At 60.8% G+C, this 20173-nt stretch carries 15 protein-coding genes; 12 read left to right on the top strand and 3 right to left on the bottom strand.

Annotated elements, in window-relative coordinates; translation table 11 throughout:
* Nucleotides 1-10: 10 nt before the first annotated feature.
* Complete coding sequence (locus V4T21_RS16910) at nucleotides 11-1300, top strand: Gfo/Idh/MocA family protein (RefSeq protein ID WP_332719035.1); 1290 nt, start codon at nucleotides 11-13, stop codon at nucleotides 1298-1300.
* A gap of 49 nt (nucleotides 1301-1349) precedes the next feature.
* Here the strand turns inward: V4T21_RS16910 and V4T21_RS16905 are convergent, their stop codons facing one another.
* The gene (locus tag V4T21_RS16905) at nucleotides 1350-2867 is read right to left on the bottom strand and encodes an aldehyde dehydrogenase (NADP(+)) (RefSeq protein ID WP_332719033.1); all 1518 of its coding nucleotides are present in this window, start codon (nucleotides 2865-2867) and stop codon (nucleotides 1350-1352) included.
* Nucleotides 2868-2993: 126 nt separating this feature from the next.
* Nucleotides 2994-3890, bottom strand: a complete 897-nt coding sequence (locus V4T21_RS16900; RefSeq protein WP_332719031.1) for an AraC family transcriptional regulator — start codon at nucleotides 3888-3890, stop codon at nucleotides 2994-2996.
* A 230-nt stretch (nucleotides 3891-4120) separates the two neighbouring features.
* Between V4T21_RS16900 and V4T21_RS16895 the strand changes: the two genes are divergently transcribed.
* The 8 genes from V4T21_RS16895 (at nucleotide 4121) to V4T21_RS16860 (ending at nucleotide 14131) form a co-directional block, all read left to right on the top strand.
* Nucleotides 4121-5011 (top strand): carbohydrate ABC transporter permease, encoded by an 891-nt coding sequence (locus V4T21_RS16895; RefSeq protein WP_332719029.1) that lies wholly within the window; start codon nucleotides 4121-4123, stop codon nucleotides 5009-5011.
* 4 nt (nucleotides 5012-5015) lie between these two features.
* The gene (locus tag V4T21_RS16890; protein ID WP_332719027.1) at nucleotides 5016-5921 is read left to right on the top strand and encodes a carbohydrate ABC transporter permease; all 906 of its coding nucleotides are present in this window, start codon (nucleotides 5016-5018) and stop codon (nucleotides 5919-5921) included.
* 4 nt (nucleotides 5922-5925) lie between these two features.
* Nucleotides 5926-7044: an ABC transporter ATP-binding protein gene (locus V4T21_RS16885; protein WP_332719025.1), complete on the top strand. Its 1119-nt coding sequence runs from the start codon at nucleotides 5926-5928 to the stop codon at nucleotides 7042-7044.
* A 67-nt stretch (nucleotides 7045-7111) separates the two neighbouring features.
* Nucleotides 7112-8380, top strand: a complete 1269-nt coding sequence (locus tag V4T21_RS16880; RefSeq protein ID WP_332719023.1) for an ABC transporter substrate-binding protein — start codon at nucleotides 7112-7114, stop codon at nucleotides 8378-8380.
* A gap of 62 nt (nucleotides 8381-8442) precedes the next feature.
* A complete protein-coding gene (gene pglA, locus V4T21_RS16875; RefSeq protein WP_332719021.1) occupies nucleotides 8443-9966 on the top strand; it encodes a polygalacturonase PglA in 1524 nt (507 codons plus the stop codon).
* Complete coding sequence (locus tag V4T21_RS16870) at nucleotides 9966-11105, top strand: glycoside hydrolase family 88/105 protein (protein WP_332719020.1); 1140 nt, start codon at nucleotides 9966-9968, stop codon at nucleotides 11103-11105. The genes pglA and V4T21_RS16870 overlap by 1 nt, the downstream gene beginning before the upstream one ends.
* A gap of 295 nt (nucleotides 11106-11400) precedes the next feature.
* Nucleotides 11401-13005 (top strand): ABC transporter substrate-binding protein, encoded by a 1605-nt coding sequence (locus V4T21_RS16865; RefSeq protein WP_332719018.1) that lies wholly within the window; start codon nucleotides 11401-11403, stop codon nucleotides 13003-13005.
* Nucleotides 13006-13105: 100 nt separating this feature from the next.
* Nucleotides 13106-14131, top strand: coding sequence for a dienelactone hydrolase family protein (locus V4T21_RS16860; protein ID WP_332719016.1), 1026 nt, complete (start codon nucleotides 13106-13108; stop codon nucleotides 14129-14131).
* Nucleotides 14132-14179: 48 nt separating this feature from the next.
* On the opposite strand, the gene V4T21_RS16855 is transcribed toward V4T21_RS16860, so the two are convergent.
* Nucleotides 14180-14857 carry an invasion associated locus B family protein gene (locus V4T21_RS16855; RefSeq protein ID WP_332719014.1) on the bottom strand — a complete coding sequence of 226 codons (678 nt, stop codon included), beginning with the start codon at nucleotides 14855-14857 and terminating at the stop codon, nucleotides 14180-14182.
* Between the two features lie 109 nt (nucleotides 14858-14966).
* Here V4T21_RS16855 and V4T21_RS16850 point away from each other — a divergent pair, with 109 nt between their 5' ends.
* From V4T21_RS16850 to V4T21_RS16840, 3 genes are all read left to right on the top strand, one after another.
* Nucleotides 14967-15398, top strand: coding sequence for a hypothetical protein (locus V4T21_RS16850; RefSeq protein WP_332719012.1), 432 nt, complete (start codon nucleotides 14967-14969; stop codon nucleotides 15396-15398).
* 162 nt (nucleotides 15399-15560) lie between these two features.
* Entirely contained in the window at nucleotides 15561-16400 is an 840-nt protein-coding gene (locus V4T21_RS16845; RefSeq protein WP_332719009.1) for a CsgG/HfaB family protein, read from the top strand.
* 311 nt (nucleotides 16401-16711) lie between these two features.
* A complete protein-coding gene (locus V4T21_RS16840) occupies nucleotides 16712-20077 on the top strand; it encodes a beta strand repeat-containing protein (RefSeq protein ID WP_332719007.1) in 3366 nt (1121 codons plus the stop codon).
* Nucleotides 20078-20173: the final 96 nt, after the last annotated feature.

The following is a 20173-nucleotide window of genomic DNA, read 5'->3' as shown; positions in this document are numbered from 1 at the left end:
GATCCGACCAGTGAAATACGCAATCGTAGGCACCGGCGCGCGCCATGCCATGTTTCGCGACGCCATCGTTTCGACCTATGACGCAACCGCCGAACTCGTGGCGCTGTGCGATATCAACGGGCACAGGCTTGCGCTTTCTGCTCAGGCGGTGCCCGAACGCGGCGGCAACGGGATCGCCACCTACAGGGCCGAGAATTTCGGGCAGATGATCGACGAGCAAAAGCCCGATACGGTGATCGTCACGGTGCCTGACGATCTGCACCATCACTATATGGTTTCGGCCATGCGGGCCGGGTGCGATGTCATCACCGAAAAGCCGATGACGACCGATCTGGTGCGGTTGAAGGCCATTCTCGACGCGCAGCGCGAGACCGGGCGGAAGGTTTCGGTGACGTTCAACTATCGCTATACGCCGGCGCGCACGCAGATCAAGGAATTGCTGATGTCGGGTGCGATCGGCGACATTGTCGCGGTTGATTTCTCCTGGCATCTCGACAGGGTGCATGGGGCCGATTATTTCCGCCGCTGGCACCGCTACAAGGATCGCTCGGGCGGGCTTCTGGTGCATAAATCCACCCACCATTTCGACCTCGTCAACTGGTGGCTGGGCTCGATGCCCGAGAGTGTTTCGGCGCGGGGCAGGCGGGCATTCTATACGCCGCAGACGGCAGATTCCATAGGGCTGACCGAGCGCGGCGAGCGCTGTCACACATGCCCGGTGTTCGAGCGGTGCGAGCTGCGCATGGACCTTCAAAATGATGAGAAGCTGCGAGAGCTCTACCTCGATGCTGAGGAGTTCGACGGCTATCGCCGCGACCAATGCGTTTTTGCGCCCGATATCACCATTGAGGACACCATGCAGGTGCAGGTGGGATATAGGAGCGGCGCGATGCTCAACTATACGCTGTGCGCCTATAGCCCCTGGGAAGGGCTGGAAATCCGCTTCCATGGCACCAAAGGAGAGCTCGTCCATCGCCATGTCGAAGTGCACGGAGTTTTCGGCGGCAAGAGAGACAAGCCCATCGACGACGCCATGCAGACGACGCTGCACCGTGCCGGGCAAAAGCCCGAAGCGATCCAAGTGTGGACCGGCAAGGGCGGGCATGGCGGCGCCGATCCGATCATGCTGGGGTATCTATTCGACCCGGCGGGGATGAACCCCGATCTCTATGCGCGCTCATCGACCCATCTGGATGGGGCCTGGTCGATCCTTGCCGGGATTGCGGCCAATCGGTCCATCGAGACCGGTGAGACGACGCATGTGGGCAAAATGCTTGCTGAAAACGGCATCAGCCTTTGATGGTATCGGAAGAAAAAGGCCCGGAACGCGTACTCCGGGCCTTGTGGCTTCAGGCCTTGAGATCGCCGGGGAGCAGGGAGGCGGGGATGTTCTGGTACGACACCGGACGTAGGAAACGGCGGATCGACAGGGTCCCTACCGAGGTGGCGCCGAAATTGGTGGATGCCGGATAGGGACCACCATGTACCATGGCATCGGCAACTTCCACGCCGGTCGGAAAGCCATTGGCAAGGATGCGGCCAGCCTTGCGCTCAAGGATCGGCATGAGCCTCCGACCTAAGGGGGCGTCGTCCTCATCGAAGTGGATGGTGCAGGTGAGCTGGCCTTCGAGGGCGCGGGCGATGGCCTCCATTTCATCTTCATCCCTGACTGTCACCACCAACCCGAGCGGGCCGAAGACTTCCTCGCCCAATTGATGATTGGCGAGCCAGGTCGCGCCGTCGGTGAGAAAGAGATAGGGGGTCGCGTTGCGCAAATCGCAGGTCGAGGTCAGCACCTCGCGCACCCCTGCCGACGCGGCGATGCGGTTCCGACCCTCGCGATAGGCCTTGGCGATGCCGTCGGTGAGCATGGTCTGGGGCGCGACGTCGGCCAGCGCCGATTTGGCGGCTGCGATGAAGGCTTGCGCTGGCCCGCCCTCAAGGACCACGGCAATGCCGGGATTAGTGCAGAACTGGCCGGCGCCCATGGAGAGCGAACCCGCCCAGCCCTTGCCAATCTCCTCGCCACGGGCTTTGGTCGCCTCGGGCAGAAGGAACATGGGATTGACCGAACCGAGTTCGCCGAAAAACGGAATGGGTTCGGGGCGCGCCGCGCAGAGGTCGAACAGGGCGCGGCCCCCGCCGAGCGAACCGGTAAAGCCGACGGCCCTGATCAGCTTGTGTTGCACAAGGCTGGTGCCCACGTCGCGCTTGCCGCCCTGGATCAGGGAGAAGACGCCGGGGTGAATGTCGAGTTTTCTGCGGGCGGCATCGATGGCCTGGGCCACGATCTCGCCGGTGCCCGGATGGGCGGAGTGGCCCTTGACCACGACGGGACAGCCGGCGGCCAGCGCGGCGGCGGTGTCCCCGCCGGCGGTGGAAAAGGCCAGAGGGAAGTTGGACGCACCGAAAACGGCAACCGGGCCGATGGGGCGCTGGACCAGTTTCAGATCGGGGCGCGGGGCGGGCTTGCGATCGGGCTGCGCCTCGTCGTGGCGGCGGTCAAGATAGTCGCCCTCAAGGATATGGGACGCGAAAAGGCGCAACTGGCCGGTGGTGCGTCCGCGCTCGCCTTCGAGCCTTGCGGCGGGCAGGCCGGTTTCCTGGGTGCCGATCTCGGTGATCTCGGCGCCGCGCGTCTCTATCTCGTCGGCGATGGCGTTGAGGAAATCCGCGCGCTGTTGCCGCGTGGAATAGCCATATGACCAGAACGCCTCTTCGGTGGCCTTTGCCGCGCGGTCGACCAGCTCGGGCGTGCCGATGGCGAACTGGTGGACAGGGCCACTCGCCGGTTCGGAGGCGAAGGTGCCCGCTCCCTCGACCCATTCGCCCGCGATCAAATGCTTGCCCGAAGGGGTGAAACTCATGGCGCTCTCCAGATTGCTCAAGGGAAAAGATAGCGCCGCCAACTGGGGCAACGCGCATGGGCGGCACTATACAGCCAGCTTATATGACTTCAATAGTAATGTTATAAGACAGAACTCGTGCCCAGTTCATGACCGTTCGGGAAAGTGAAAGGTGTCGTCGATGAATTGCCCGGCTTCCTTGGCTCGCGTGAGGAGCCGGTAGGCTGAGGGTGAGGTGCCCATATAGCGCTTGAACTGGCGGGAGAAATAATAGACGTCCGGATATCCGGTCATGGCCGCGGTCTCCTTGACCGAATGGCCGGCGGCCAGGATGTTCATGGCCTGTTCGAGACGTTTGAATTCCACGAATTTGGCTGGCGTATAGCCGAGGCGTTTCTTGAAAGCGCGGCGGAAATAATCGGGATTATAGGGCAGTCGCCCCAGAGCTTCGTCGAGAATTCCGGGCCTGAAGGGCTGGCCGGCGATGCGGGCCGCGGCGAGCATGATGTGGAGCGAAAGGGCGTCGGGGCTGGCGGCGTTGAGCAGGGCCTGCTCGCGCCAACGGATGAAGGCTTCCTCCAGGAACTCGATGAGGATCACCATGAACATATGGTATTGTCCCAGCGTCGTGGAGGAGGCCGGGGCGGATTCCCGATAATGGCGCACCAGTGGCTCGATGATCCGCCAGCGCGAGAAGTGGACTGTGCGTTTGAGCTCCATCTGGCTGATCAGGTCCACATGGCTGAAAAGATCCAGCGTGAAATGCTGGGCAAAACCGGAATAGACCGGGCCGCTGCCCATGCGGCCGACGAACCGGGCACCGGCCGGAATGAGCATGGCTTCGCCGGGGGAAAGGGAGGCCGGCTCGCCATCGAGTTCGTAATGCGCGCTACCTGAAATGCATACGACGAGGTCGTGGACCTCGTTGGATTTTTCCACGCGCCATGTGGAAGTGTGGCGCATCTTGATCGTGGAGCGGGCCAGCTTGAGGGACAGGGCGTCGGGTGGGATGCCGGCGAGGACCTGATCTTCGGTTTTGTCCATCCTTTTCTCCAAAAGCGTGAATTCCGTTTTGCACGGCGAACGCTTTTAATCAAGTCATATGATAACTATGATCAGTATCCGGTCAGGTTATATGGGAGGGGATAGGGAAGTCTTGCTGTCATTGCGTCGAGGCGGCGCAAGGATAGTGCTTCCATCCATTTGTCATGATGCACATTTTCGTACTTCGATGCGCGCACGCGTCCCCGCCGACGGCATGGGGAGGATAGACGATGGGCAGTGAGAACAAATGGGCCGGGCTGCTCTATGTCATGCCCTATGTGATCGGCCTCGTGATTTTCACCGCGATCCCGTTCGGGGCATCCTTCTATCTGTCGTTTACCGATTATCCCCTGCTACGCGCTCCGAGCTGGGTGGGGTTGTCCAACTATATCGAGCTGCTGTTTTTCGACCGCACTTTCCATCGAGCGCTCCAGGTGACGCTCACCTATGTGTTCATCACGGTGCCCTTAAAGCTCACCTTCGCGCTGCTGATCGCCTATGTGCTCAACTACAGGCTCAAGGGGATCGGGTTCTTCCGTACCGCCTATTACGTACCCTCGATCCTAGGTGGGTCGGTGGCGATCGCGGTGCTCTGGCGCTACATCTTCGCCGACGTGGGTCTGGTCAACATGGTGATCACCGGGCTGGGGTTCGAGGCGATCAACTTCTTTGGGGACCCGCGCTACGCGCTTCTCACCATTACGCTCTTGCGTGTATGGCAGTTCGGGTCGGCCATGGTGATCTTTCTGGCCGCGCTGCAATCGATCCCCACCCATGTCTATGAGGCAGCGGCGATCGACGGGGCCAACAAGGCGCAGACCTTCTTTTATATCACGCTGCCGCTCATAACCCCGGTCATCTTCTTCAATCTGATCCTGCAGATGGTCGAGGCGTTCCAGGAGTTCAACGGACCCTTCATCATCACCGACGGTACCGGCGCCCCCCTGCGTTCCACCTATCTGGTGCCGCTCTACATCTACGACAAGGCGTTCCGGCAGTTCGACATGGGCTATGCCTCGGCCATCGCCTGGATCCTGTTCGCGATCATCATGGTGCTGACCATCATCGCCTTCTGGTCCTCGCGTCACTGGGTCTATTACGCCGGCGACCAGCGGAGCTGAGACGATGACCACACTTGCCAATCAGTCTCAGACCGCCATCGACGAAGCCAACGCGCACAATGCGCGCACCCGCCGCAACCAGCGCATCTCGGCGGTGATCCGCTACGTCATCCTCGCCGGCGTCGGGTTCATCATGCTCTACCCGCTGCTCTGGCTGGTGGGCGCCTCGTTCAAGACCAATGCCGAGATTTTCGCTTCGCCCAGCTTCATTCCGCAGAACCCGACATTTGAGGGGTATCGGCGCGGCTGGGAGACGTCGACCAACTGGAATTTCGGCCATTCCTTCCTCAATACCCTGTGGATCATCATCCCCAAGACCATTGGGACGGCCATTTCGGCGACGCTGGTTGCCTATGGGTTCGCGCGGTTCGAATTTCCGTTCAAGAAAATCCTCTTTGTTACGGTGATCGGCACCTTGCTGTTGCCCAATGTCGTGACCCGCATTCCGCAATATCTGCTGTTCCGCGATCTGGGCTGGCTCGATAGCTACCTACCGCTCTGGGTGCCGTCCGCGCTGGCGGGGGATGCGTTCTTCGTTTTCATGCTGATCCAGTTCCTGCGCGCCATTCCGCGCGACATGGAAGAGGCCGCGCGGGTGGATGGCGCCAACACCATCCAGACGCTGGTGTTCATCGTCATCCCCATGCTGGCCCCAGCGATCATCTCGGTATGCCTGTTCCAGTTCATGTGGACGATGAACGACTTCCTCGGGCCGCTGATCTACATCTCATCGGTGGAAAAATACCCGGTTTCCCTGGCGCTCCGTCTCTCGCTCGATGTGACCGAAGCTTTCCAGTGGAACCAGGTGCTCGCCATGTCGGCGCTCACGCTCGCTCCCTCGCTGCTCGTGTTCTTCGTGGCCCAGCGCTACTTCATCGAGGGCATTTCGACCGGCGGGGTGAAAGGATAATCTTATGGCCAATCTTTCTCTCAAAAAGGTCGAAAAGGTCTATGGCAACGCCTTCAAGGCAGTCCATGGCATCGATCTCGACGTCAGGGACGGCGAATTCATGGTGCTGGTCGGCCCCTCGGGCTGCGCCAAATCGACAACGCTAAGGATGATCGCCGGGCTTGAAACCATCACCGGCGGGGAAATTCGCATCGGGGACAGGGTGGTCAATAATTTGGTTCCCGGAGACCGTGGCATCGCCATGGTGTTCCAGAACTACGCCCTCTATCCACATATGAAGGTGAGGAACAATCTCTCGTTCGGACTGCGGATCAAGCGCACGCCCAAGGGCGAAATCACCGAAGGGGTGGACCGGGTTTCGGGCATTCTCGAAATCGAGGAGCTGCTCGAGCGGCTCCCCAAGCAGCTTTCGGGCGGGCAGGCCCAGCGCGTGGCGGTGGGCCGGGCGTTGATCAAGCAGCCCGAAGTCTTCCTGTTCGACGAGCCGCTTTCCAACCTCGACGCCAAGCTACGCGCTTCGATGCGGGTGAGGATCACCGATCTGCACAAGCAATTGAAGCAGACGACGACCTCTTCGACGGTGGTGTACGTCACCCACGACCAGACCGAAGCCATGACCATGGGGGACCGGATCTGCGTCATGAAGGACGGGCGCATCATGCAGGTGGCCGATCCTGTGACGCTCTACAACCGGCCCGAAAACGCGTTCGTCGCCGGCTTTATCGGGTCGCCGGAAATGAACCTCATTCCGGTGGCGCTCACCCGCAATGGAGCGCCCGCCGTAGCGCTGGGCGGCCAGACGGTCACCTTCGGCAACCAGCTCGCCTCACGCCTTTCGGCCCACACGGAGGACACCGTGACCATGGGGGTCCGCCCCCAGCACATGCACCTAGTCGCGCGCACCGAGCCCAATGCCTTCTCGGGCAAGGTGAGCCACGTGGAGTTCATGGGCCATGAGGTCAATCTCTATATCGACATCGCCGGCCATCGCTTCACGGTGGTGGTTCCGGGCGAACACTACAATCCGTCCATGCTCTCTGACGGGGCGATCTCGGTCGCGCCCCAGGAGAGTGGGCTGCATCTTTTCGATAGCGAAACCGGGCGCAATGTCTCGCTCGCCTAATCGAAGCATTGTTCCGCCGTCAGGGAGCGGCGGGATGGGACTGACCAGCATCCAAGGGAGGAAAACGATGAAACATACACTCACTCTGGCCAGTGTGTCGGCGCTGATGCTCACCACGGCGCTCAGCTCGGCCCAGGCGGCCGATCTGCGCGTCTCCTGGTGGGGCGGCGATGCACGGCACGCGGCGACCCAGGAAGCCCTGGAAATCTGCGGGGAGAAGCACGGCCATACAATCAGCCCGGAATTTACGGGCTTTGACGGCCACCTCGAGCGCCTGACCACCCAGCTCGCCGGGCGCACTTCGCCCGACCTCATGCAGGTCAACTGGCCCTGGCTGCCACTGTTTTCGCCCGACGGGACCGGGCTGGCCGATCTCAACCAATTCTCCGACATCATCGATCTGTCCCAGTGGGACGATGCGCTGCTCGAATCGGGGATGCGCAACGGAGCGCTGAACGGCATTCCAGTGTCGATCACCGGGCGCGTGCTGTTCTACAATGTCGACACCTATCAACAGGCCGGCGTCGAGGCTCCCCAGACCTGGGACGACATGATCGCCGCTGCCGAAGCCTTCAAGAGCGGTCTGGGCGAAAACTACTATCCGTTCGATGCCGCCCGCTACAACGCGATGCTTCTGGTTTCGCTCTATGCAACGCAAAAGACCGGCGTGGGCTTTATCGATCCGGCGACTAATGAAGTGGCATGGGACGAGGCGACGCTGACCCAAGCCATTCAATTCTATCAGAGCCTCGTGGACGCGGGTGTGATGAAGAGCTGGGAACAGGCCGCCGCGATGGGTAACCCCAATTTGCACGAAAGGGGCGACTGGGCGGCAGGCGAGGTGGCTGCGTCGTACGAATGGGACTCCACGGTGTCGCAGATTTCCGGCCCCTTCGAGGGCGAGACTCCGCTGCGGCCCGTGCTGCCGCCCCGGGACGCCGACGCGGTTTCCGACGGCATCTTCCGCAAGCCTTCAATGATGTTCGCGATCTCGGCCCATTCGCCCAACCAGGAAGCGGCGGCCCAAATCCTCAACTGCCTGCTTCTCGAAGAGGAAGGGGTGCGGGTGATGGCCAGCCATCGCGGCGTTCCCGCCGCGGCATCGGCGGTGGCGCTTCTCGAAGCGGAAGGGTTGATCGAAGCCAACGTCAAGGCAGCCAATGATCTGGTGCTGGCGGCTGATACGCCCCAGGCCTCGCCCTATTTCGAGGACCCCGCCGTGCGCACCGCCTTTGAAGGCGTACTCGAAGAGTTCGCCTATGGGCTGCTCTCGGCCGAGGACGCGGCGGCGGAAATCATTCGGGGCACCGAGCAGGCGCTGGCCCGCGTGCAATAGACCGATCCCGGTGGGCGCGTTTTGCCGCGCCCACCCTCTCCAACCTTGCAATGCTTGTTTCCATGTCCTCTCCCCAAATTCTTGGCATTCTCGTTCTGACGCCTCGCACGCTCACAGTGGAACTGGTGGGCGTGAAAGCGCGTCATGAACTGGCCGTTCCGCTTCCATGGCGCCTTGTCGCCTCCGGCGATGTGATGCAGGAGGGGTGGGTGGAACGGCCAGTTTTGACCCTGGAAGGGCTGGTGCCTTCGGTCGACTATGGTCTGGAAATCGAGGGCTGGGAGCCACTCGCCCTGACGACGCCGGGGGAGACGGCGCTGATCGATATCCGCGACTATGGGGCAGAGCCGGAAGCCGACGACAACAGCGGGGCTTTTGCCGATGCCGTTGCGGCGGCGCCGGAGGGGGCAACGCTTTATGTGCCGCCCGGGACATGGCGAACCGGGCCGGTGTTTCTCAAATCCGACCTGTTCGTGCATCTTCCGGCGGGGGCCGAGCTCAAGGGGCTGGCCGACCGACAGGCCTATCGCGTTCTCGATGCCTTCGATGCGGCGGGGCGATTGCAGGCGAGTTGGGAAGGCATTCCCGCGGCGTGCTATGCGTCGCTGATAACGATCGTAGATGCCCGCAATGTCTCCATCGCCGGTCTGGGCGTGATTGATGGGGCCGGGGCGGAAGGTGACTGGTGGAACTGGCCCAAGGAAACGCGCGATGGCGTGCGCCGACCCCGAACGGTTTTCGCCAACCGCTGCCTAGGGCTATCGATGGCGGGGATCACTGTGCGCAATTCGCCCAGTTGGACCATCCATCCGCTCAATAGCGAGCGGATGGTGTTTGCCGACCTTGCAATCGACAACCCGCCCCAGAGCCCCAACACGGACGGGCTCAATCCCGAAAGCGGAAGCGATGTCGAAATCGTGGGCGTGCGGTTTTCGGTGGGGGACGATTGCATAGCGATCAAGGCGGGCAAGATTTGGCCAGACGGGCGCCTGCCCGAGCCGACGCGGGGTGTTTCCGTGCGGCACTGTCGCATGGAGCGCGGGCATGGGGGCGTGGTGATCGGTTCGGAAATGAGCGGGTCGGTCAGCGACGTCACGGTGACGGATTGCACTTTCATCGGCACCGATCGGGGGCTGCGCATCAAGACGCGCCGGGGGCGGGGCGGCACGGTGGCCGCGATCGCCATGCGCGATTGCATGATGGATGGCGTTCGGACGCCGCTGGCGATCAACGCCCATTATTTCTGCGATCCGGACGGAACGTCCGATGCCGTCCAGAACCGCGCGCCCGCGTCGGTCACCGCCGCCACACCGCAAATTCGCGATATTGTTTTTTCGCGGATCGAGGCGAAAAACGTTCATCACGCGCTCGCCTATATACTGGGGCTGGCCGAGGCGCCGGTCGGCGGATTGGTGATCGAGGACGTTTCGGTGACCTATGATACCGCCGCTCAAGCTGGCGTGCCCGAGATGGCGCTGGGACTGCCCGAGCTGCGCCACGCGGGCATCGTCACCGAAAACACGACCCACCCAATCATCCGCCGCATTGCCTGGCCCGATGACCGCAACAGCCAGGAGCGCGCGTAATGGTGATCGATAGTTTCTTCGATTCCTATGCCAGCCGCTACGCGCACTATAAGCGCGGCGACTGGTGCTATGAGGACGGGTGCATCTATCGCGGGTTGCTGCTGCTCGACACCGTCGATCCGAAAGGTCCCTGGTATGGGCATGTCGAGCGCCTTCTCGACCGGCAGGTGGGCGAGGACGGCAGCCTCGCGGGCTACGATATCGAAGAGTTCAACATCGACAATATCCTGTCGGGCCGGGCCTTGATCGCGCTCCGCAAGCGCACGGGGCAAGAAAAATACCGCATGGCGGCCGAACGGCTGGCCGAACAGCTCTACCGCCATCCCAGGATTTCCAGCGGCAATTACTGGCACAAGCTGCGCTATCCGCATCAAGTGTGGCTCGACGGACTCTATATGGGACTGCCGTTCCAGATCGAATACGCAGAGGCCTTCGGTCAACCCCGGATGGTGGATGACGCGGTGGCCCAACTGAGCTCCGCGCTTGAACTGCTGGCCGAGCCCGACACTGGCCTCTACAGCCATGGCTATGACGAAGCCCGCAAGCAGGGCTGGGCGGATGCGGCGACGGGGCGCTCGCCCGCGTTCTGGTCGCGGGCCCTGGGGTGGCTGGCGATGGCCATGGTGGATGTGCGCGAGGCGATTGGGTCGCAACGAGCCGGCGAAGTCGGTCTGGACGCCGCGATCGGCGCATTCGCCAACAGGATCGCCACGCATCAGCGCGCCGATGGGCGCTGGAATCAGGTGACCGACCAGCCCAAACTCGACGGCAATTACGCTGAGAGTTCGGCCACGGCGATGCTTGCCTATTTCTTCCTGGCCGGTGATCGGCTGGGGATCGCGGGCGTGAACGCGGAGGCCGGTGTGCGAGCACTGGCCGGATTGCACGAGCACGCGATAGTGACTGATTCCGACGGCGGCATGGTGCTCGACGCGGTGTGTCACGTTGCCGGTCTCGGGGGCTTTGATGGCCGCTACCGGGACGGCACGGCTAGCTATTATGTGAGCGAACGGCTTGCTCCCAACGATGTGAAGGGCGTCGGGCCGCTGATGATGGCGGTGGCTGAAGCCTGGCGGGCGGAGGCCCGCTATAAGAGTGCGTCCGCAGGGATGGTAACGCAGGCGCAGGCTGAAGCATAAGGGTTGGGGGACAGCCCACTGGCTCGGCATCCCATTCTCATCAAAGGCCAATCGTAGATCGGCACTTCTAACGAGGTGCAGGTCTTCGATTGGGTTCTCCCAGCTATCAGGCGATGAGGTTTTGTTCGGCAAAATTAGTAATACTAATTTTTATTAAGCCACCAAATCCTCCCAGATATTCTAGAAAAAGCCAGAAATACTGGCTGCCATGACTGTTTGACATATGAATGACTTGTCTTATAACTATGCGATCTAGCGCATGGCTGAGGTCGGCGCCAGGATGGAGGAGACAATCATGAAGTTATTGACCCGGCTGTCGCTTGTCGCAGCCCTGTTCGTTCTGCCGCTGGCGCTTCCGGCTTACGCGGAAACCCCGGACGACCAGTTGATCATCGGTTTTTCGATGTCGAACCTGCTGACGCTCGACCCCCATGCCATAACCGGCAAGGAGACGGTGCAGGTGCTGGCCAATGTCTATGACAATCTCGTCTCGCTCGATGCCGTCGAGCGCGCCCAGGTCAACGCCGATCTCGCCGAAAGCTGGCAGGTGGCCGAGGACAATTCGTCGATCACCTTCACTTTGCGCGAAGGGGCGCAGTTCGCTTCGGGCAACCCGGTGACCGCCGCCGATGTCGAATGGTCGCTCAAGCGGCTCATGACGCTCGAACTGCCCCAGGCGTCCTTCCTTGTCACCCATGGCTTCAATGCCGAGAACGCCGACGCCTCTTTCGTCGCCGAAGACGAGCGCACCTTTACGGTCAACCTGCCGCGTCCGCTCGACCCCCAGATCGTCATCCAGACCTTGGCCATCGTCGGTCCGGGCTCGGTGATCGACAGCCGGCTTGCTATGGAAAACGAGCGGGACAGTGACATGGGCCGTAGCTGGCTCACCACCAATTCGGCGGGTTCGGCCGGCTATTCGATCCAGACCTGGCAATCCAACGATATTGTGATTTTGGCCCGCAACGCCAATTACTGGGGCGAGGAGCCGCCCATGAGCCGCATCATCATGCGGCACATTCCCGAAAGCACCACCCAGCGCCTGATGCTCGAACGCGGCGATATCGATATCGCGTTTTCGCTCTCGGCTCCCGATCTCCAGGCGCTCGAAGGGCGCGAGGACGTCACAGTGCAGACCGGGCCTGGCGCGGCGTTCTATTATCTGGCCGTTTCGATGGAAGATGAACGCTTTGCCGACCCCCTGGTACGCGAAGCCCTGCGTTACGTCATCGATTACGAGGGATTGAACGAAACGATCCTGCCCTATTTCGGGCGCCTGCATCAGCGGCCCATCCACACCGGGTTCCTTGGCGCGATGGAAGACCCGGGTTACGAACTCGATATCGAGCGCGCCAAGGAACTGTTGGCCGAGGCGGGATATCCGGACGGATTTTCGACGACCATGCTGTCGCTTTCCGATGCCCCGTTTCTCAGTCTTGCAACTGCGATTCAGGCAAGCCTTGCCGAAGCGGGGATCGATGCCCAGATCGTTTCGGGCAATGGCAATCAGGTCTATGGCCCCATGCGCGAGCGTAATTTCGAGATGATCGTGGGCCGTGGCGGTGGCGGGCAATTGCCTCATCCCGATTCCAACCTGCGCGCTATCGCCTACAACCCCGATAATTCGCCACAGGCCGGGCTTTCCAACTTCCAGGGCTGGCGCACTTCGTTCCATGACGAAGAGCTCAACACCATGATCGACGCGGCGCTGATCGAGCCCGATTCCCAGACGCAGATCCAGATGTATGAGAATATCCAGGATCGGTTTGAAGAGATCGTCCATCCTATCCGGCCCTTCTCGGAAGTCGTGGATTCGGTGGCCCACCGTAGCGACGTGGTGGATCTAACCATCAATCCCTCCTGGTCCACGGACCTGAGTGTTGTCAGCAAAAGCCGCTAAGGCTGGCATAAATGTCCGCGCTCATATGTTGTGATGCGGGAGGGGCGCCTTCCCGCTTGCATAAGGCGCGGGCATTGCTTTTTGTGAGCATGGAGAAAACATGGGCGGGCCCACATTTCCTCGATTTCTCGAAAACCTGCGCGATAGGCACCAATTCGCGCTCAAGGACGAAGCGGCGCGCGCGGCGCTTGCGGAGATTCTGGCGCCGGAACCCGATCTGGTGCCCAGCCACCGCGTTGTTGTGGAAACGAGGGGCGAGGGTTTGGTGTTTCAGCGATTGGCTATCGATTTTCCCGTGACGGGCGAGGCCGAAGCGTTCTTCCTTCGCCCGGCTGGCGCAGGGCCATTTCCGGCGGTGCTTTTGCTGCACGATCACGGCTCGCGGTTCGATGTCGGCAAGGAAAAGGTGATTTTCCCCGCCGATCGTCCCGAGGATGCGCCACGCGATTGGTTCGACCGTTTTTATGGCGGACGCGCCATAGGCGATTGGCTGGCGCGGCAGGGCTATGCGGTGTTGGCCATCGATGCGCTGGGATGGGGCGGGCGCAGCGTTGGGGAATATGAAAATCAGCAGGCGCTGGCCGCCAACATCATGCAGTTTGGTTTGAGCTGGGCGGGCATCATCGCGGCGGAGGACAATTGGTCGGCCAATTTGCTCGCCGGATTGCCGACTGTCGATAGCGAGCGCATCGGCGCGATGGGGTTGTCCATGGGCGCCCTCAGGTGCTGGCAACTGGCTGCAGTCTCCCCGCGCATTGAAATTTTCGCTTCCATCTGCTGGATGACAAGGATGCAGGCGCTCATGGTTGACGGCAACAACCAGCTACGCGGCCAATCGGCCTATGCCATGCTGCATCCGCAACTGGCCGGACGGATCGATTACCCCGAAATCGCCGCGCTCGCGGCGCCCAAGCCGGCGGTGTTTATTTCCGGACGTGAGGACAGGCTTTTCCCGCCCGCCGGCATCGAGGCGGCGTTCGAAACGCTCGGGGCGGCCTGGAACCGAGCTGGCGCATCAAAAGCCATCACAACGCTTTTGCGCCCAGGCGGCCACGCCTTCACCCTCGAAGATCAGGCACTGGTGATCAAGAAATTCGATGCTGCGCTCAAGCCTCGAACCTGTTGAACAGTGAAATTCCTGATTGCATCCGTCGTCCAGCCCGTCCGAACGCAATCAGCTTCCGTTGGCCCGGTTTCGCTCGATCATGGTAGAGAACGACGCTGTGAAACCCATCAATGAGAAGGGGAGATCGATCGTGTTTCCAGCCTCGTTGACGACGCTGATCTGCCCTCGACTGCCGCGGCGCATGGCCGCCATGAGGGCGTCCGAGACTGTTCCTTCGACAAGGCAGCCTTGGGGCGTGCAGCGCGCGATGGGGATGTTGGCCTGGTATTGATTGCCGATCGTCAGTCGTACGCCCGATGTTGTCGAAACGCCGAGCGGCACCGCAAGCTGGAGCTCAACCGGGCCATCGGCATCGTCGGCCAGTATGGCGAGCACGACCACCACCTGGCTTCCTTCGGCGGCAATAACCCTGTGTGAGATCTGGCACGTCGCGCTTTCCCGGAAACATTCGAGCGCCCAGTCCTCGAAACTCTCGGTTTCCACCCCGTCGGCGGTTTGGGTGGTCGTGATCACGGGCGCCGGAGCTGATTGCGGGGCGGCGGCCGGCTGGGCAGTGCCGATCTGAGGAGTCGGCAGCTCGACCACCGGCTGGTCGTCGTTGCTGGCTGGCGCCGCATCGATCAAAGGCGGTGGCGATGGTGGCACGGACACGGTCTGGGCCAGAGAAGAAGAGCTGCCCGCCCCGGCAAGCAGTAGAAAAAGTGCTCCATATGCAGTCAAACGCATGGCCGAGTCCCCGTATTGGTTTATTCTCCAATATACCGAAGCATATTTTTACGCTAGATCAGAGTAACCGCTTCGAGATGCCCTAATGGCGGTTCAATGGAGGTGAGGGATGAAAACAGGCTGGTTTTGCGGGTTTTTGCTGCTTGCGGCATCGACCACAATCGCTTCGGGGCAAACGGTTTCCGTTCCTCAGCTCGATCGCGGCGCGGGCAGCTATGTCAGGCAGTTTCCCACCCCGGCGGCGGTCAATATCCCTCAGCTTCCTGCTTCGGCACGGCCAATCCCGCCCCGGCCTGCGACCACGAGGATCGTTCAAGATCCTGTTCCTGAACACTTTTTAGCTGCCGCTGAGCCTACCCTTCCACAAGGGTGGAGCGAAGTGTCCGATTCAGAACCCATCAGCGAACGCACCAGCGACGCTTCCGCGCCGCCATCGGTCGGCGCCGGAGTGACGGTTATTCTGACGCCCCGCGAACAGGCCGACTTGCCCTCAGTCGGTCCGGGCGCCGTTGCCAATACTGATTCCCGGCGGGATCAATAGTGCATTTGCACTATTACTGCGCTTTAACTGTGTCGCGGTAACCACAATTGCAGCGAGCATTCATCATATTGCGGCAACTGTATTGACCTTGACATAATCCTACGACAAATCTGCATTTCACGGCGGCGGTACTCGTTGCCGTGCTCATTGCTTGGGGGATCCATGATCAAGGCAATCGTAATCGCCGTGCTGTCGGCGACGCTTCTTTCTGGATGCACCTCGACCGGCACTTTTTCGAGTGCGCCTGCCGCAACGCTTGTTTCCGACACGCACACTACCGGCTCATTGCGGTCCTTGCCGGCGCCGCGGCAGCCGCTCGATGTCGCCGTTTATGAGTTCGCCGATCTGACTGGCCAGGCGCGTCCCAATCCCAATTTTGCGGAGTCGAGTCGCGCGGTTACCCAGGGTGGCGCGCAGATTCTGGTGGACGTTCTGACGCGCACTGGCGACGGCGCCTGGTTCCGCATCGCGGAACGCACGGGGTTGCGAAATCTCGTTCAGGAACGAACGCTGATCGAAAATACCAACAGATCCTATGGTGGCGCCGGCCCCCTACCGCCGATCCGTTTTGCAGGCATTATCCTCGAGGGCGGCATCATCGGTTACGATGCCGATACCATGTCGGGTGGCGTTGGAGCGCGCTATTTCGGCATCGGTGGCGACACCGAATATCGGTCCGATACGGTCACCGTGAACTTGCGCGCCGTCAGCGTTCAGAATGGCGAGGTTTTGGTCTCGACCACGACCACCAAGCAGATCTTCTCCCATCTCACCCGCGCCGGCGTCTATGTGTTTGCCGAGCCGCAGCGTCTGCTTGAGATCGAAGCCGGCGTGGCCCGTAACGATCCCAACCAGCTCGCTGTCCGCGAGGCCATCGAACTTGCCGTCTTCTCCCTTATCGTCGAAGGACTGGAGCGCGGGCTCTGGGATTTGAACGATGCATCGCAACGAACGGCGTTGCTGCAAGCCTTTAACAGCGAGTACAGTCTGCCCGCCGAATAGATTCTATCTGCTGTCATTGAGAAAATGAAGGGCGCCTATGGCGCTCTTTTTTTGTTCAAATTTTTCAAATAGCTCATATGCACTACAATTAAAATATATATGGCGTAGTGCATAATAACTAAAAAACATATTCAAATATCGGATTCACCGTTACAATTAACGAAGTCGAAAAATTCACGTAACTTTAACTTGCGAGTCCAGAAGCAGTTCCTCTATTAACGACCCGTTAACCGACATGTAGGGCGGGCTCCCCTGTCTGTTAATGTTGGGAGGGAAATCCCCTCCTTTGGGCAAAACCATGGAGGGCAATCATGACCCGATATACTTTGATGACTGGCGTTGCGCTGGCCGCGCTCGGCGCCAGCGGGGCGCTGGCGCAGACAAACGGCAATTTTGCCTATGTCGGCCAGTTCGATACCAGCAACCTCGCTTATCTGGTGCAGATTGCGGGCGCAGACGCCGGCAACACCGGCTTCATTTATCAGTATGGCGCGCGTAACGCGTTCCTGCCTTTTATCCCCGGCCAGGATGGCGCCGCGCAGATCGGCGACAACCAGCTCGGCTCGTACCAGGTTGGCAGCAACAACTTCGTCGGCGGCAACTTCCTTCAGGATGGCACCAATGTCGGAGCGATCGCCCAGTTCGGCGACCGCAACGCGGTTGACCTGTTCCGCCAGACCGGCGAAAGCCGTTCCGCGATCTTTCAGGGCGGCGATCGCAACCGGGCCTGGAACATCCAGAATGGTGATGGCAACGACGCCGGCGTAATCCAGATCAACGGTGCCGATGCCACCCAGGGCAATTTCGCCTTCAACAATCAGCAGGGCGACGACCAGTATTCCGCCGTGTTCCAGGGCGGCCAGCGCAACATGGCCTTCTCCGCGCAGACGGATTCCGAGGACGCCCGTTCGGGCATCGTTCAGCTCGGCCAGGACAATCTGGGCGTGAATACTCAGACCGACGCGAACAACGCAGTCGCCAATATCTGGTCCTCGGGCGCTGATAACAACGCCTTCAACGTCCAGACCGGCGGAAATGGCAACACCGCGCAGATCTCGCAGTTGGGCCAGGACAATCTGGGTGTGAACTCCCAGTCCAGCGGCTACGGCGCAGGGCTCGATGCGAGCATTCAGCAGGTCGGGGTTGGCAACGCTGGCGAAAACCGGCAGGGGAACGGTTCGAACGTCACCGCCAATATCAATCAATTCGGTGCGTTCAATTCGGCTTCCAACGAGCAGTCGAACGGGACGAACAATACTGCGGATATCGCGCAGTTGGGTGCCTTTAACCAAGCCTCAAACTATCAGCGCACGCGTGGTGGGTCCGAGTTCGATGCCGACATCGTTCAGGTTGGCTTTGCCAACCAGGCTGACAATGTTCAGGACAACCAGCCGCCGGCCAATGGCGACGGTTTGACCGCCGATATCGCTCAGTACGGCGCGCTCAACAATGCCTCCAATACCCAGCTTGGGAACAGCACTGAAGACAGCGACTATACCGCTAGCATCCTTCAGGTCGGCGTTGGTAACGCTGGCACCAACCTACAGAGCGAAGGCAGCAATCTCGATGCGAGCATCGCCCAGTTCGGTGCGGGCAATGTGGCGACCAATTCCCAACTGCCCGCGTCCTACCAGAACCGTGCTGGCGAGGAGAACCAAGCCAATATCGCTCAGTTTGGTTTCGCTAATGTTGGCGGCAACTCGCAGGCCGGCGGCATGTCCAACGAGGCCAACATCCTGCAGGTCGGTGCCCTGAACCAGGCCACCAATACCCAGACCAGCAGCTACCGCAATGGGTTGGAAGCCAACATCGCCCAGTTCGGCATTGACAACGTTGCCGCCAACACCCAGTCGAACGGCTACGACAATTTCGCGGACATCCTTCAGGTCGGTGTCGTCAATAACGCCTCCAACACTCAGGAAACGCGCGGCGCCGCCAATTTCGACGCGAATATCGCCCAGTTCGGCATCGAAAACACCGCCGTCAATTCCCAGGTCAATGCCGGCAGCAATCAGGGCAGCGGCCTCATGGCCAACATTGCCCAGTTCGGCGACGGCAACACCGCGACTAACACCCAGCGCGGCTTCGGCGTGAGCGGGACTGTAAACGATCTCGACGCTGCCATCCTGCAGGTTGGCGCAGACAATGAAGCCACCAACAGCCAAAGCGAAAGCATCGGTCTCGATGCGACTATCGTTCAGGCTGGCGTTGGCAATGTCGGCGCGAACTCACAGACTACCGGTGCCGATCTCACTGCCAACATCGTCCAGATCGGCGGCTTCAACCAGGCGGGCAACGTTCAAGTAAACGTCGAAGGCGCGGATGCTCTGATCGGTCAGTTGGGGCTCGCCAACAACGCGGCCAACAGCCAGACCGAAGCCGATGGCAGCTCTGCCACCATCCTTCAGGCCGGCGCATTCAACTGGGCCTTCAACACCCAGGACGATGTCGAGGGCGCAACCGGGCTTGTCGCCCAGGCCGGCGTCGGAAACTTCGGCGCAAACCTGCAGCATTACAACAGCGCCGATGTTCTCGCTGGTATCGTCCAGGTCGGCTCGGGTAACACTGCATTCAACGTGCAGGGTGAAGAGCAGAGCGTATCCTACACCCTGATCGAAGCTGGTTCCGAGGGCTGGATCCCGTTCTTAGGCTTGGAATGGACCGATATTGGGTTCGGTGGCTCTGCAAGCGCTCCGGCTGCCTCTTCCGTGACCTTTGCAGCGCAGATCGGAAATGACAACTTGGCCTTCAATACCCAGGCGGGCCTTGTAGTGCTGCCGGAAGTCATCGAGTATTTCGGCAGCGGCACTGCGTATGTCTTCGGTTCTACGGCAAGCCTGACAGCCGAGGAAGCTGCAGAAGAACTGGGGCTACCCACAAGCGTATCGTCGCTCGCATTTCCGACCGTAGCCTCCGCTGCTGGCATCGTCCAGCTCGGCGACGAGAACTTCGCTGCCAACAGCCAAACTGGCGCTACCGCCTCGTTGGCAGGCATCGTTCAGAACCAGGCCGATGAAAACGGCGTGCCGTCGGAAGGCAATTTTGCCCTCCAGAACCAGGAACTGACCGTCGGCGCACTCGCTGCCACCGTGCAGTCGGGCAATGGCAACGCTGCGCTCACCAATCAGGAAGCAGCGATCGCTTCGGCGGCCGCCACCGTCCAGATCGGTAACGACAACTTCGCCGCCACCAGCCAGACCGGCACCATCAGCCTCGAAACTCTGATGGAAGACGGCTTCGAGGGCCTCTCGGTTGCCGCCGTGGATCTCTCGTCCACCGCTCAGATCGGCGATGAAAACATTGCTCTCACGGTCCAGACCGGTTCGTCCAACACTGCCGCAACCGTCCAGGTCGGCGATGACAACCGCGCTTTGACCATTCAGTCGAGCGATGGCAACGCCGCCAACATCCTGACCTTCGCAGACAATTCGAGTGCTGCGATCCTTCAGGGTGGCCATGGTGGCCACGAAGCCAACGTCTTGCAGCTGGGCAGCTATAGCGATGCGCTCATCGTTCAGACTGGCAGCAGCCAGACTGCCGATGTCTTCCAGGTCGGCTTCGGCGACAATCCGATGGAAGCCAACCGGGCTGCAGTGATCCAGAGCGGCGCCAATCAGGCCGCTCAGGTCGTGCAGGTTGGTCGCGGCAATCTTGCCGCCGTCATCCAATCCAACTGATGCAAGGCAAGCCGCGCGGGCACGGTCCCGCGCGGCACTCTTTCGGGGCGAATGTAATGTTCATCTTTGTGTCCACCGACATGAAGTTTTCAGCCG

Source organism: Pelagibacterium mangrovi (assembly GCF_036662815.1).
GTDB lineage: Bacteria > Pseudomonadota > Alphaproteobacteria > Rhizobiales > Devosiaceae > Pelagibacterium > Pelagibacterium mangrovi.
The sequence above is the reverse complement of the archived record's forward strand: the minus strand, read 5'-3'. Positions and strand labels throughout refer to the sequence as shown.